This is a genomic window from Micromonospora lupini str. Lupac 08 (assembly GCF_000297395.2).
Lineage (GTDB): Bacteria > Actinomycetota > Actinomycetes > Mycobacteriales > Micromonosporaceae > Micromonospora > Micromonospora lupini.
Map to the genome: position 1 here is coordinate 4,043,960 of NZ_HF570108.1, position 13,347 is coordinate 4,057,306.

14 protein-coding genes are annotated in these 13,347 nt (G+C 73.7%); 1 reads left to right on the forward strand and 13 read right to left on the reverse strand.

What is annotated here, in order from left to right:
- Position 1: 1 nt before the first annotated feature.
- The 13 genes from MILUP08_RS19695 to MILUP08_RS19755 all read right to left on the reverse strand — a co-directional run bounded on the left by MILUP08_RS19695 (position 2) and on the right by MILUP08_RS19755 (position 12,162).
- Entirely contained in the window at positions 2-325 is a 324-nt protein-coding gene (locus tag MILUP08_RS19695) for a hypothetical protein (RefSeq protein ID WP_007460809.1), read from the reverse strand.
- A gap of 10 nt (positions 326-335) precedes the next feature.
- On the reverse strand, positions 336-755 hold the full coding sequence (locus MILUP08_RS35990) for a hypothetical protein (protein ID WP_167626057.1): 420 nt from the start codon (positions 753-755) through the stop codon (positions 336-338).
- Entirely contained in the window at positions 682-2,364 is a 1,683-nt protein-coding gene (locus MILUP08_RS19705; RefSeq protein WP_007460813.1) for a hypothetical protein, read from the reverse strand. Before MILUP08_RS19705 ends, MILUP08_RS35990 begins: the two co-directional genes overlap by 74 nt.
- Positions 2,361-3,008 carry a hypothetical protein gene (locus tag MILUP08_RS19710; protein ID WP_007460815.1) on the reverse strand — a complete coding sequence of 216 codons (648 nt, stop codon included), beginning with the start codon at positions 3,006-3,008 and terminating at the stop codon, positions 2,361-2,363. The genes MILUP08_RS19705 and MILUP08_RS19710 overlap by 4 nt, the downstream gene beginning before the upstream one ends.
- Positions 3,008-3,508 carry a hypothetical protein gene (locus tag MILUP08_RS19715; RefSeq protein ID WP_007460817.1) on the reverse strand — a complete coding sequence of 167 codons (501 nt, stop codon included), beginning with the start codon at positions 3,506-3,508 and terminating at the stop codon, positions 3,008-3,010. Before MILUP08_RS19715 ends, MILUP08_RS19710 begins: the two co-directional genes overlap by 1 nt.
- 2 nt (positions 3,509-3,510) lie before the next feature.
- Positions 3,511-4,986 carry a hypothetical protein gene (locus tag MILUP08_RS19720; RefSeq protein WP_007460819.1) on the reverse strand — a complete coding sequence of 492 codons (1,476 nt, stop codon included), beginning with the start codon at positions 4,984-4,986 and terminating at the stop codon, positions 3,511-3,513.
- Entirely contained in the window at positions 4,983-8,192 is a 3,210-nt protein-coding gene (locus tag MILUP08_RS35995; protein ID WP_007460821.1) for a hypothetical protein, read from the reverse strand. The genes MILUP08_RS19720 and MILUP08_RS35995 overlap by 4 nt, the downstream gene beginning before the upstream one ends.
- Positions 8,193-8,194: 2 nt before the next feature.
- On the reverse strand, positions 8,195-8,449 hold the full coding sequence (locus MILUP08_RS19730; RefSeq protein ID WP_007460822.1) for a hypothetical protein: 255 nt from the start codon (positions 8,447-8,449) through the stop codon (positions 8,195-8,197).
- Positions 8,450-8,475: 26 nt separating this feature from the next.
- Entirely contained in the window at positions 8,476-8,904 is a 429-nt protein-coding gene (locus MILUP08_RS19735; RefSeq protein ID WP_007460824.1) for a hypothetical protein, read from the reverse strand.
- 17 nt (positions 8,905-8,921) lie between these two features.
- Entirely contained in the window at positions 8,922-10,091 is a 1,170-nt protein-coding gene (locus tag MILUP08_RS19740) for a hypothetical protein (protein WP_007460826.1), read from the reverse strand.
- Positions 10,092-10,167: 76 nt separating this feature from the next.
- Positions 10,168-11,109 carry a hypothetical protein gene (locus MILUP08_RS19745; protein WP_007460828.1) on the reverse strand — a complete coding sequence of 314 codons (942 nt, stop codon included), beginning with the start codon at positions 11,107-11,109 and terminating at the stop codon, positions 10,168-10,170.
- 219 nt (positions 11,110-11,328) lie between these two features.
- The gene (locus tag MILUP08_RS19750; RefSeq protein WP_007460830.1) at positions 11,329-11,694 is read right to left on the reverse strand and encodes a barstar family protein; all 366 of its coding nucleotides are present in this window, start codon (positions 11,692-11,694) and stop codon (positions 11,329-11,331) included.
- 96 nt (positions 11,695-11,790) lie between these two features.
- The gene (locus MILUP08_RS19755) at positions 11,791-12,162 is read right to left on the reverse strand and encodes a ribonuclease domain-containing protein (protein ID WP_420329274.1); all 372 of its coding nucleotides are present in this window, start codon (positions 12,160-12,162) and stop codon (positions 11,791-11,793) included.
- Positions 12,163-12,505: 343 nt separating this feature from the next.
- On the opposite strand from MILUP08_RS19755, the gene MILUP08_RS36000 reads away from it, so the two are divergent.
- On the forward strand, positions 12,506-13,279 hold the full coding sequence (locus tag MILUP08_RS36000; RefSeq protein ID WP_007460833.1) for a hypothetical protein: 774 nt from the start codon (positions 12,506-12,508) through the stop codon (positions 13,277-13,279).
- Positions 13,280-13,347: the final 68 nt, after the last annotated feature.

Consider the following 13,347-nt stretch of genomic DNA (forward strand, 5'->3'; position numbering starts at 1 on the left):
CTCAGACCGCCTTCAGCGTGGTCTGCCCGGCGGTGGCCGAAAGGCCGGGGGTGCTGCCGTCGGTGGCGCCGCTGAGGGTGGCCAGCGCCACCCCGACCCCGCCGACGTGCAGCTTCTGGGCGGCGCCTGTCGCCGACACCACCTTCTTGCACTGCACGGTGGAGCTGCTGTCGGTGATCGCGCACCCGGTCACCGACTTGCCGGTGATGCCGTCGAGGCGTGTCACCTGGGCGCCGGCCACGACAAGCTTCGCCTGCCCGGCCGGGGTGACAGTGCCCTGACTCGGGCAGTGCACGTCGCTCGACGTGGTGAGCACGAAGGCCATTCCGATCTCCTCAGTGGACGTTCATCGCGTTGTCGACCTGGACGTCGACGTCGTCGGCGGCGATGTTGACGGTGCCGCCGCTGATGTTCACCGCGCCGTTGCCCGCGTCCAGGTCGATCCGGGTGCCGGTGATGATGATCGAGCCGTCCTGCTTCATGACGATCGACGATCCGCCGGCGGCGTGCTCGATGGTGATGCTGTCAGCCTCGTCGGCGCGGGCCGGGCGCTGGCCGCGCCCCTGGAGTTGGGCGCGGCCCACCCGCACGGTCAGCTCACCCAGCTCGATGACCCGGTTGCCGTCCCCGTCGGTCAGGTCGTGCGCCACCTTGCCGTCGTGGTCGGCGGGCACCACTGTGTCACCGATCGACGAGCGGCTGTTGCTGGCCACCCCGACCGGCAGGGACAGCCACCAGTCCCCCGGCTGAGACACCGGGGCGTGCCCGGTGGGCCAGAGCGCGCCCACCTCCACGGGGTCGTCGGGAGCGCCGTTGCGGTAGGCGAGCGCCACCCGTGTTCCCGGATAGCGGGGCAGGATGAGCCCGCAGCCGCCCCACGCGAACGGGGTCAGGTAGGTCACCCCGGGTAGCGGCGCGGGCTGCTCCCGGCGTACCGGCAGGCGGCGGGCGGCGTTGGGCCGGCCGTCCGGGCGGAGCAGGCCCTCCCACACCGTCTCGGTCTGGGCCGGCGGCTCGACCGCGCCGCTGGCGTTGGTCGGCCGCCGCGCGGACCTCGCCGATCTCCAGGCCACGCGTCTCGCCCCGGGCCGCGCGGGCCGCCCGGCGGACCGCCTCGGCGGCGGCCACTCCGGGCGAGGACGCCGGGCCGGCCGGCTCGGCGGCGGCCACACCGGACGCGTCGCTCCAGGTGTCCCACGCCTGGGCGCCCGAGGTGACCTCGACGCCCTGCACGACGGTCACGAACCCGGCGGTACGCGACAGGGTGTGCCGGGCGGCGCTGAGGTAGAGCAGCTTCGCCCCCGCGCCCAACTCCCCCGTCGACGGGGCGAACGGGGCCGCGAACGAGCCGAGCAGCGCCGCGCCGACACTGCCCAGCGTGGTGGCCTCGTCCACCGCCGGCGGATCGAAGCGCACCAGGTCGCCGGGCTTCAGGTCGGGGCGGCCCTTGAGGGTGAGCGTCCACGCCCGACGGCGCGGCGCGGCGGTGCCGCCGGCCTCGGTGGCCGCGTACGGGTCGGTGTCCTGGGTGCCGTTCTCGGTGCACTCCAGCAGGCCGGTGGCGAGGGTGAGCGGCTTCGGCTCCCCCTCCGGGTACGGGATCGGCCGTTTCCCGACGTGCACGGTGCCGTCGCGGATCAGCAGCATCCCCCGCCCGTACGCGTTGAGCGACTGCTGCACCGCGCCGCCGATGCGCTCCAGGGCGGCACGGTAGAGCAGCCCGGCCCCGAAGGCGACCCGCTCGTCGCCGGCCGCCTCGGTGGCGCCTCGGGTCATCGTGCCGTCCGGGTTGGCGCCCCACCCGGTCACGTCGACCCGGGTCCGCTCGCCGATGGCCCGGATCGCGGCCGTGAAGGTGGTCGCCTCGAACCGTTCGGCGATGCGCTGCCCGAGCCGGGCGTACGCCTGCTCGACGAGGGTCAGTTCGGTGTCGTACGTCCGCTCGCCGGTGAGCCGACGCACCTTTGTCACCCGCAGCACGGCGACGAGCGCCTGGGTCAGCTCGGCCGGGGTCGGGCCGGCGTTGACGCCGACCAGGTTGGTGAAGAACGCGCCGACGGAGGTGTTGGCGTCGCGCCAGTACAGGTGGAGTTTCGCCACCAGCGGCGGCTGCCCCTCGGCGGTGCGCAGCGCGGCGAAGTGCTCGTCGATCAGGCCCTGCACGGTGATCGTGTACGCGCCGGGGCCCAGCCCGTCGGGCAGCGCGGCGTCGATTGCCGCGTAGTAGTCGGCGCTGGACAGGGTGAGCGCGACGTCCGGGCTGAGCCCGGTCGGGGTCTCCCGGTGAAACGTCAGGGTCCAGCCGGCGTCGTTGCCGACCGCGCCCTGGCGCACCTGGCCGGTCTGGAACGGCGTGAGCGTCACCGCAGCACCCTCCGCATCTTCTTGTCGAGCAGGTAGCGGTAGCGCAGCCTGCCGGGGCCCAGCTCGGATTCGACGCGCTGCGCGGGCGGGCGGCGACGCCAGACGAACTCGTTGATCGGCGGCGGCCCGAAGGCGTCGACCGCGCGGTCGGCGGGCCGCCACGCCAGCGTCAGCGTGGAGCCGTAGTCGCCGGAGCCGCGTACCGTCCCGGCGTGCAGCAGCCAGGCGAGCACGACCACCTCGACGGCGACGGGGGTGGGACCGGTGGCGGCTGCCGGACCGGCGTCGGGGCAGACCCGGCGCAGGCCCGCGGCGAGCGGCACCGAGCCGAGGATCCGGGTGCCCTGGCGGACGACCAGGCGCAGTGGCACCCGGCCGACCAGGGCCGGCGTCCGGGGCGTGGCGGGCGGCGCGGGTCGGGGCGTCAGGTCGTCGGCGGAGGTGCTGACCACGGCGAGGGGGTCGGTGTGCAGCCACTGCCGGGCCAGCCCGGTGGGCAGGATCAGCACCGCGTGCACGCCGGCGCCCAGCTCGACGCGGTGCGGCAGGCCGGCGGTGAGGCTCTGCCGGACCTCGGTGAACCCGGCAGGCGCCTCGATGGGCGTCTCCGGCAGCAGGTAGCGGTCGATCGGGAACGGTGGCATCAGTTGCCCAACCCGTCGGCGAGCGCGCCGACTCCGATGCTGGCCACGTCGAGCAGCTTGCCGAGCAGGCTGGGACGGGGCACGTGGACGAGGGTGACGGTGGTGTCCAGGACGTCGCGGCGGGCGGCCGAGGCGTTGAAGGTCAGCGACTGCACCTGCATGTCGGTGCGGATGGTCATCGACGTGACGAGGATCAGCCCGCCGAACTTCCCCCCGGAGTACGCCGCGAGGGCGGTGCCGCGCTTGCTGGCCTCGGCCATGGTCTCCAGGGCGAACTTCCAGGCGTAGCGTTCCGCGCCGACCAGCACCCCGGTCAGCGTGATGGTGTCGTCGTGGGTGGCCACGATGGCCTTGTGCGCCGTCGAGCCGATCGGCGGCAGGTGGTACGTCTGCGCGAGGGAGATGGCGGTGACCGCCCAGAGCGGGATCGGCAGCACCCCGTCGCTGATGATCGCCGACGGCACCGTGCCGTACCGCATGAAGCTGCTGGTGATGGCCATGCTCAACGCCCTCCGACGGGTGGCAGCGGCACCGGCGTGCCGGTGGGTTGGACGGCCAGGCCCAAGTCGCGCAGCGCCTGGGTGATCTCACGGACCTCGCCCGCCGCGCTTGTCACCCGCAGCCGCAACCGCCGCTCCTGAAGGGCCGCGCTGATCCGCGCGGGCCTGGTGGACGCCGAGCCGCGCCTGTTGATCCGGTCGATCTCGGCGGCGGCGTCCTCCATCCGGGAGATCGCGTCGAGGATGCGCGGGTCGGGCGTGAAGCCGGGGTCGTCGCGGCCCAGCCGGGCGAGGGCGTCGCGGAAGTCGGCGGCGTCGCGGCGTAGGTTGACCACGAGGTTGTCGGTGAGCGCGCTGACCCCGCCGACGCTGCTCGACCGGTGCGACTTGTCGTCGATCAGCCACACCCACCCGTCGTGGCCGATGCCGACCAGGTCGGTGCCGGCGACCTTGACGTTGGCGTCCGGGCCCTTGAGGAACAGCTCGATGCTGCTCAGCGAGAACGCCGCGCTGTACTCGCCGAGGACGCCCCGGCCGTAGGTGACCATGTCGTGGCGCAGGTAGGCGCGGAAGCCGGGGCCGTCGTCGGCACGGCCGCCCCGGTCCCGGAAGCGTCGCCACAGGGTCGCCAGGGCCTCCGGGTTGTGCACGGCAAGCTGCTGGGTGAGCCAGACGTCGCCGCCGGCCACCACGGCCCGCAGCTCCGGGTCACCGATGCGGGCCAGTGCCTCGGCGAGACGGGCGTCGCTCATCTGCAGACCGCGCGAGCGGGCCCGACCGAGGTCGTCGACGGCGGTGCGCAACCGGGCCACTTCGTCGGAGCTGAGCCGGCCGCCGAGGCGGGTCTCCAGGTCGGCGACGGCGGCCCGCTTGCCGCCCTCACTCTCGGCCGCCACCGCACGCCACAGCGCGGCCGGTTCCAGCTCGGCGGCGCGGCGCAGCGCGGCCTGCCGGTCCGCAGGCATGGCCCGGAACGCGTCGCCGACGATCGCGGCCGGCTCGGCGTGCCGACCGGCCGCGCCGCCGCCGTCGAACTCGCGCAGCAGCGAGTCGGCGTACGCGGCGGAGTCGTCGGCCAGCCGCAGCGGCGCGTCCCCCACGATGCCGTCGCGGGGTCGGCTCAGCTCGCGCATCTCGGTGTTGAGCTGGTCGAAGTACTCGCCGAGGGTCGCCACCCGCACCCCGTCGGGGAGGGTGCCGCCCTCCAGCACGTGGTCGAGGATCGCGGCGATGTTGTCCCGCAGCACGGCGATGCGTTCCAGCCGGTTGAGCGCGTTGCCCAGGTGCAGGTCACCGACGTCGTCGACGATACGGCGGATGAGGTGTTCCAGCAGGCGGCGGGAGCGCACCTCGCCGGCCTCGCTGTGCGCGGCCACCGTCCGCATGAACTGGCGCAGCCGGGGGTTCGCGTCGGCGGCGGCGTGCACGGCGGCGGCGTCGAGGAACCGGCCGGCGCGGAACCGGCGCGGCCCGGTCACTGTCGCACCACCGGCACGCGCGGGCCGGACGCGGCGGCGTGCGGCGAGTCGAGCACCATGAGGATGAACCGGGCGCCCTCCGGGCCGCCGACCGCGCCGCTGAGCATCGCCTCCCGCTCGACGTACGCGAGCACCGGTTCCATCAGCTTCTGCACGACCCGTTCCAGCACCTCGTTGAGCAGGATCTCGGTGAGGAACCCCTGGAGCAGGTCGCGGGAGGCGGCCTCGACGATCTGCCGGGTGACCCGGCGTACCACGTACCCCCGGGCGGCGCGCAGCCCCGCGCGGACGCCGAAGCGCAGCGCGACCCGGCCGCCGCGCACGGCCGCGCCGCCGATGGTGCCCACCTCCGGGATCAGCGACAGGGCCAGCCCGAGGTACGCGGCGAACAGCTCGACCTCGACCTCGGTGCGGGTGAGCACCAGCTCCGGGTCGAGCATGGAGGAGTAGAGGCGCTCGCGCTGGTGGGCGTGCGCCACGTCGACGGCGGCGACGGCCACCCCGACCACGAAGCCCAGCGGCGGGCAGAGCAGCGACAACGCGATGATCCCCACCATGATGGCGAACGCGCTCAGCGCCTCCCGGCCCAGCTCGGTGCCGAACAGCTCGTCGACTCCTGTGGCGTAGTAGAGGTTGCCGCCGAAGAACTCGCCGAGCTGCTGGTGGGTGACCAGGTGGATGCCCTGCAACGCGAACCGTCCACCGGGGATGGTCGCCGACGGGATGTGCTCGCTGATCCGGCTGGACCGGAAGGCGAACCGCGCGTCGGTGCGGGCGCGGCCCAGCATCTCGGTGTTGTTACGCCGCATGTCCTGCAGCACCCGCCACAGCTCGTCACGGATCGCCGACCGGTCACCGGCGAAGCGGGCCAGCACGTCGGGCACGTCGGTGATCTGCTTGACCAGCGGGTCGATCCCCTCGGCCTCGCCGCGCTGGATGACGAGCGCCTGCTCGATCTCGGCGAGGGTCCACAGCACCGCGTGGGAGTCGCGGATCCGCGTGGCGCCGTCGCGTTCGACGATCTCGCCGGCCGCGCCGGGGCTGGTCAGGGCGGCCTCGGTGGCGAGGAACGCGCTGGAGATGGCGCGGGCTGCCCCGTACCAGGCGGTGGACGGGTTGGCCACGCTCACCGTGGCGAGGACACCACCGCCGGCGTCGGTGTGCGCGGCAGTCCACCGGGCCGCCTCGTGACGGCGCAGCCGCTCGCGCAGCCCCTGCAACTCGGCGTAGTCGGTGAGCTGGGAGACGATCAACCGCTCGAAGATCGGCGCGTACTGGTCGAAGCGGGCGATCCGCGCCTCGATGCCGGTGCGCGAGCTGAGCAGCAGTTGCACAAGCATGGCCTGGCTGCCGACGACGAACAGGTGCCCGACCGCGGCCTTGACGGCCGGGCTGAACGCCTGGACGAAGTGCAGGTTCCAGGAGGCGGACGAGTCGATCCAGCCACCCTGGACGCGGGCGAAGTGCTCGGGCTGGCTGTAGCGGCGCATGACGAGCTGGGCGAGGTGGTCCAGGCGGGGCACCACGCCGGCCAAATGGCGAAGGAACTGCACGGCGGGCGAGGCGACCGGCCGGAAGTCCAGCGGGCCGAGCCCTCCGGTGCCCTGGGGTACGGGTCGAGTGGACGCCTCACGCTCGGCAGCGCCGACCAGCAGGCTGATGGCCGCGGCCCGGCCGCGCAGCACGGCGGCGGCCTGGAGGCAGAAGTTCGCCGGGTAGCGGCACGGCTCGCCCATCTGCAGCCGGAACGCGATGTCGTCCATCAGCCGGCGCAGCTCGTCGCCGTCCGCACCGAGCGCGGCCAGCTCCGGTTCGCCGTTGAACGACGCACACGCGGGCATCGCCGAGTGTCCCGCGCCGACGACGGGGAACCGGCTGCCCTCGGCGCCGACCGGCGCGCTCGGGCTGCTCGGATCGAAGACGAACCCGCCCCGCCGACCGCTGCCGCTGCCGTCACCGACGCCGCCACCCGGGCTGGAGCCCGTCCCGTTGCCAGTGCCGTCGCCCGTGCCGTCGCCCGTGCCGGTGCCGCCCGGCCCGCTGCCGGACCCGGTGCCCGTGCCCGTCCCGGCGCCGGTGCCCGTGCCCGTGCCGCCACCGGGTGGCGCGTTCGGGTCCGGCGGGGCGGCCGGGTGCTGCTCGACGCTGATCGGCAGCAGGTTGGCCGTGCCGGTCCAGTGCATCGTGGCGTCGGTCTCCTCGGTGCCGACCAGCAGCAGGGACACCCCGCCGATGCTGACCACCACCAGGCAGGTAGGCGTCGCCCCGCCCACCGAGGCGAGGATCGCCTCGACCCGCCGGGTCACCTCCGCGTCGACGGCCCGCTCGATCTGCGCCTGGTACTCCTCGGCGCTTGTCGTCTCACCGCGCGGCGAGGCGGTCCGCAGCCGCTGCCGGATGTCGGCGCTCAGCTCCTCGTCGACCATGGCGACCAGGGCGTTCCGGTCGGCTACCGGCCGCCGCTGCACCGTCCCGGGCTGCGGGCTGGGCACCCGCTCCTCCACCTCGAAGTGCGGCTGCGGCGTGGCCCGGAACACCGTCTCGCCGAACCGCTCGAACGTGAGGACCGACAGCGGGGTCGTGGTCACCATGATCGCCCAAACCTGGCGTCCGTCGGAGCCGACCACCCGGGCGATGATCCCCTGGGGGGCGCCCGAGGGCAGACCACCGTGCTGGCGTACCGCCTCGCGGGCCAGCTCGGCGAAGTGGCCCGCCAGGTAGGTGGCCGGGCGCAGCAGCCACTGGTAGGTGACGGCGGGCTGCTCGTCGCCGTCCACCGGCACCTCGGCCGCGTCACCACCGTCGTCGTAGGACGGCACCCGGTAGACGGCCAGCAGGTGCCGCATCCGCTGCGGATCGAACAGCTCGGTCGCCGGTCGGCTCAGCGGCGCGGCCACCCCGGCGGGCAGCCCCGGGTCCAGCCGCGCCGCGCCGAGCACCTCGTCGACGCGCCGGCGCAGCCGGGCCTCGAAGGCCCGCCGGTCGTCCGGGGACACCCGCTCGGCGGCGGCGCCGGTCCACCGGAAGTCCGGCGCCGCGGCGCGTACCTCCAGATAGCCGCCGCGCGGCGCGACCACCTCCTGCCGGGAGCGTTCCAGGGCGCGGGCCAGGGCCGCGGCGAGCGCGTCGGTCACGGCCGCCGGCCGCTCGGTCACCGACCGGGCGTCCAGCCGGATCCGCACCGGCACGTGCACCGAGATGGCCACCGTCAGAACCGCCCGTCCAGGTGCTCGGCGAGGCGGGCCAGCGCGAGGTCGGCGAGCGCGTCGGCGTCGAGGGCGCCGCCGGCCGCGACCACCTCGATCTCCACCGGGAAGTGGTACGCGATGACGGCGCGATCGTCCTCGGCCACCTGCTCGGCCTGCGCCTCGCTGCCGGCCGCCGGCAGCACCAGCTCACCCGCGTGCACCAGGGCCAGCCCGGTACGGGTGACCCGGGCGGCGCGGCCCGCTCCGGTCGCCATCTGCTACCTCCGGTCGATCGTCGGGGTCACGGCAGGACGGACGGGTCGCCGGTCTTCGGGTCGACCGAGGCGGCCAGGCTGAAGCCGCTGAAGGTCGCCGCCGGGGCGCCGGAGATGGTGGCGGTGGTCGGTGTCGCGCTGGTGATCAGGCAGTCCCGCAACACGAACGACGAGAACGACCAGTCGTCGCCGGTGTGCTCCAGCAGCGCGATGTCGAACAGCTCGCCGTCCAGGGCCAGCTTGGTGAGCCGGCCGGCGACGTCCCCGATCGCCTTGACCGTCATCGTGAAGTTCATCGACACCGGCGCGTGGATGGCGCCCAGGTGGGTCACCTCGCACGAGTGCAGCGCCTCGACGTTTAGCGAGAAGGACGGGCTGAACGAGTCGATCGGGCTGATCAACACCGTCTCGGTGCCCTTGGTGTACTGCACCGCGAGGCGGGTCTTCCACTCCATGGTCTGGTTCCTCCGGGTCAGAACTTGGCCACGAGCGTGACCAGCAGGCGGCTCACGGCCGGGCCGTACGTGACGGTGACGACCAGGTCGACCGTGCGGTCGGCGCGGGCGGCGGTGACGATCGAGGTGTCGGTGGCGGTACGGGCCACCTCGGGGATGGTGAGGATGTCCAGCACCGGGATCTCGACGCGGTAGTCGTCGATGACGGCCTGCCGCTTGAGCGGGCCGAGGATGCCGTCCACCTGGGTCTTGAGCAGGGTCATGCCCGGTTTGGTGATGCGGGCGTCGCCGACCAGGCCGATGAGGCCGGCGCGGAGCATGAACTCGATCTGGTCGAGGGTGCGGACCAGGTCGACGTGCAGCAGGCTCGCGTCGGAGGTGAAGAGCCGCCCGTCGGCGAAGTGCAGGCTCTCGCCGGTGATCAGCGTCGGGTCGATGATCGGGGTGAGGTTGGCCTCGGAGAGGCCCTTGATCTCGGCCGGGCTGTACTGCTTGGCCACCGGGATGGCCACCCCACGGATCTTCTTCAGCACGATGCTGTGGTGCACCGGCAGCCCGGCCACGGCGGCCATCGCGGCGGTGGCGGCGTCGCCGTCCGCTCCCCGGGCGGCGATCATCACCATCCGGCTGGTGCTGCTCTTGAGTGGGTTCGCCGTGGCGGTGACGTCCGCGACGTAGGTGGGGACCTTCTCGGTCGCCGGGTTGACCATGGCGAAGCCGATCCGCCGTTGGCCGGCTGCCGACATCGTCTCCACGTGCGCCTTGAGCGCCTGCAATCCGGTGGGCGCCCCCGCTCCGGCCGGGTTGCCGACGCTCGACTCGTTGGCCAGCGACACCATCGTCACGTCGTCGGCGGCCTCCAGACCGCCGAGCGCGGCGGCGTAGTCGTCGCCGGCCACCTTGACCCCGTACACCTTCGCCGGCCGCGGGTCCTGCAGGAACGCCAGTTCCAGGGAGTTGTAGAGGGCGTTGCGGACCACGTTGCCGGCCTGCCGGCGGGCGAAGTTGGTGACGGCGTCGTCGAGGGTCTCGATCCGCACCGGCGTGTTCGCCGGAGCGGAGCCACCGTCGGCAGTGGACGGCGCCTTGCCCACCACGGCGATGACGCCCGGCGAGCGCTGGGCCAGCGGCGCCGGTGGCGGCACGATCCGGACCTCGATGAACGGGAATGCTGCTGTCGGTGCCACGGGTCCTCCCGGACGAAGTTGCTGCTGCGGTCGTTGTGCGGCTGCCTGCCGCTGGTGCTGCCAGCGGCCGGGAGTCTCAGGTCGTCAGGGCAGCCAGGCCGATGCCACTGCGGGCGAGCCACTGGCCGGCTCGGGCGAACCGGGCGGCCCGCTTCTGCCCGGCGGTGCCGGCGTCGCCGCCGGGCCAACCGTCGTCGTCGAACGTCTCGACGGGGACCACCCAGACGGCGACCACCCGGTGCCGCCGCCGGACGTCGTCGGGCGCGGGCGTCTCCAGCCCCAACTCCTCGGCGCGGGCCCGGACCAGCCGCGTCTCGACGAGCAGGTCGGCGAGGGAGAAGCCCCGGTCGCGGATCAGCACGGCGGCGGCGAACGGCAGCGGACGGGGCGTGGGCGGCGCGGCCGGCGGGTCCGCGTAGCGCAGCCGCACGGTGGCGCCGGCGGTCTGCCCGCGCATCCGCGCCACCAGGTCACCCGCGTTCGCGGCGCCGACGCCCGCGAGCAGCCGGTCCAGGTGCGCGTCGGTGAACGCGGCCGGCTGGTGCAGGCCCGCCCGCAGTCGGGCGACCAGTCGGGTACGACGCTCGGTCTCCAACAGCGCCGGGTCGGTCGGCAACGCGCCGAGGTCGGCGATGATCTGCGGATCGACGTCGAAGGCCGGCACCGCCACGTCGAGGTCCTCGACCCGGTCCCGGGCGAGGCTCGTGCGGACCACCAGGCTGCCCCGCCAGAGCGCGTCGATGCGCAGCGCGGACCCGCCGAGGCCGTGCAGGCGCACCCGCAGCTCGGTACGGGTCGTGCCGCCGGAACCCAGCCACTCCCCCTCGGCCAGCGTCGCGGGCGCGGCGGCGAAGCCGAGGGTCAGCTCGTCGAAGACCGCCGCGTACGGGGGCGCGACAGGCATCGCCTCGGTGTCGTACGCGGCCTCGACCAGGTGGGCCAGCGACGCGTCGTCGAAGACGGCGGAGCGGGTGCCCGGATCGGCCAACCGCACCAGCACCTGATCGACGAAGTCCACCGCACCGGCCTCCCCGCTGCCCCCGCCGGGGCACACCGCCCGGCTGGGCACGAGGATCGCGAAGGGGCCGTCACCCGAGCGTCACCACCACCGTCACCGCGCCCGGAGCCGGCCCGGACTGTCGGGAACTGAGCACCGACACAGCGATTCGGTGCCCCCGGCCGGGCACCAGGCGTGATGTGTCGTCCCCCTACCGCGCAGGGCGGGTCCGGGAAGCGGTCAGGAGGGCGGGGCCTCGTCGAGGGTGACGCGCAGCGGGTGCGGGGCGTTGGTGGCGAGGTCGCCGAGCACGGTGAGCAGCAGGGCGTACTGATCGGTCGGCTCGTCGACGAGCAACTGGCCGGCGTCGGTGATCAGCAGGGTGAGCGGGCCGGCGTCGAGCCGGTCGGCGAGCACGTCGGAGAGGGCGTCCCAGGTGTCCCCCAGGTACGTCGGCAGGGCCAGCGCGGTGGCCAGCGCGGCGAACAGGCCGGCCCTGGTCCGGGTAGCCGCTCCGACCAGCACCACCGCGTCGGACACGTCGTGATCGTCGTCGCGGCGGACGATCAGCCAGTCGGGTGTGCGACTCGCGTTCTCATCGACCATCAGGTGCCTCCTGATCGGACCGGGCGACATCGGACCGGGCAACGTCTGACCGGGGCGACGCGGGCCGGCCGACCGCCGCCGGCCGGCCCGGGTCGGTCAGAGCCGGTAGAAGTCGGTGTAGTGGTTGGGCGAGAACCAGGTGGCCCCGGTGCTGCGGTTCACCACGATCCGGTACGCGTCGCGGGCGGCGCCCTGGGTACGCGGATACACGTCGTACTCGTAGTAGGTGGCGTTGGTGGGCAGTTGACCCTCGTAGTTGTAGAACTGGCCGCCGGCGAAGTTGGACAGCCCGCCGCTCCACGAGTACCAGCCGCGGCTGGTCGGGAAGCCCTTGGCGGACCAGCCGGAGCGGGCGGTACGCGCGTCCGCGCAGCGGCTGACGGTGCAGGAGCCGTAGACCGCCGCCGACGCGGAGTCGGTCAGGCGAGGGGCCACCACGGACGGGCCGACAAGCGCGGCGGCGACCATGGTGAGGAGCAGGGCGAGGGTGGTGGTACGCCGGCGGATCGCGCCGAGCGTGGCCAGCGGGGACACGAGGGTGGACACAGGCTGCCTCCAGACCATCCGATCCATCGATCCGCGTCGCTGGCGGATCGGAGTCAGTCTCGCCGTTGCCGGCCGCCAGCGACAGCCCTCGCCAGCCCAACTGCTCCACAATGCTCGGTGAACCGCGGACGATCGGCCCCTCACCGGGCGGGGGCAGCGGGAGCAGCCCGACGCCGGCCCAACCTGGGGCCATCGGCGCGGCTACGGGCATATCGGTCATCGGTTGTTAGCGTGACAGACGGATCGGTGACCGTGAAGGGGTGCCATGACGGACGCTCCCGAGGAGAGGCCGAGGCCCGCGGACCTGTGGCGTCGGCGGGGCGTCCGTGGGCTGACCATCGCCCGGGACGTGAGTGTCCGCGGTTGGCGGTGGTGGGCACGGACGTGGGATCGGCTGGTGGCCGCGCTCCAGGACGAGGCGCCCGTCGGGGCCGGGGCCGGCCCGTCCCCGCCGGGGCCGCTCATCGAACAGCGCGACGCGCCCCGGCTGATCGCGGTCCCCGCCCGGGGCTACGTGTACGCGTTCTACGTCCGCGCCACGTTCGCCTGGTCGTCACCGGCGAGCCTGCGCGCCGAGGTGTTGAGCTGGTACGTGCAGTACTTCCAGCCGAACGCGATCCAACGGCTCACCCGGCTCGCCGCCGACGCCGCCCGGGACCTGCCGCCGCACCGGGCAGGTGATCTGGAGGTGGCGTTGCAGCGGGCGCTCGCCGACGAGCCGGAGTGGCGCTACCAGCGCGGCGACGTCCTCATCACCTGCCGACCCGACGCCGCCGTCCGGCTCGACGAGCGGATCATGCCGGCGCTCCAGCCGCACGTCGACCGGATGGTGAAACTGGAGTACCAGTTCGACGAGCAGTTGCGCAGGGCCACGTACGCCGAGGAGCTGAGCCGGCGGTGGACGACGATCCTGGGCGAGCACCTCGACGCGGACGCCGACCAGGAGGTGGCGGACGCCCGTCAGCACCTGCTCGACGCCCAGCGGGAGGCCGCGCGATGGATCGGTGAACTCCTTCACCTCCGCGCTACCAAATCTTGATCACGTAAACGAGGAAAGCTGGCTAGCATCCTTCCGTCCTTCCGCTCGGGAAGGCACGGGGGAGGAAC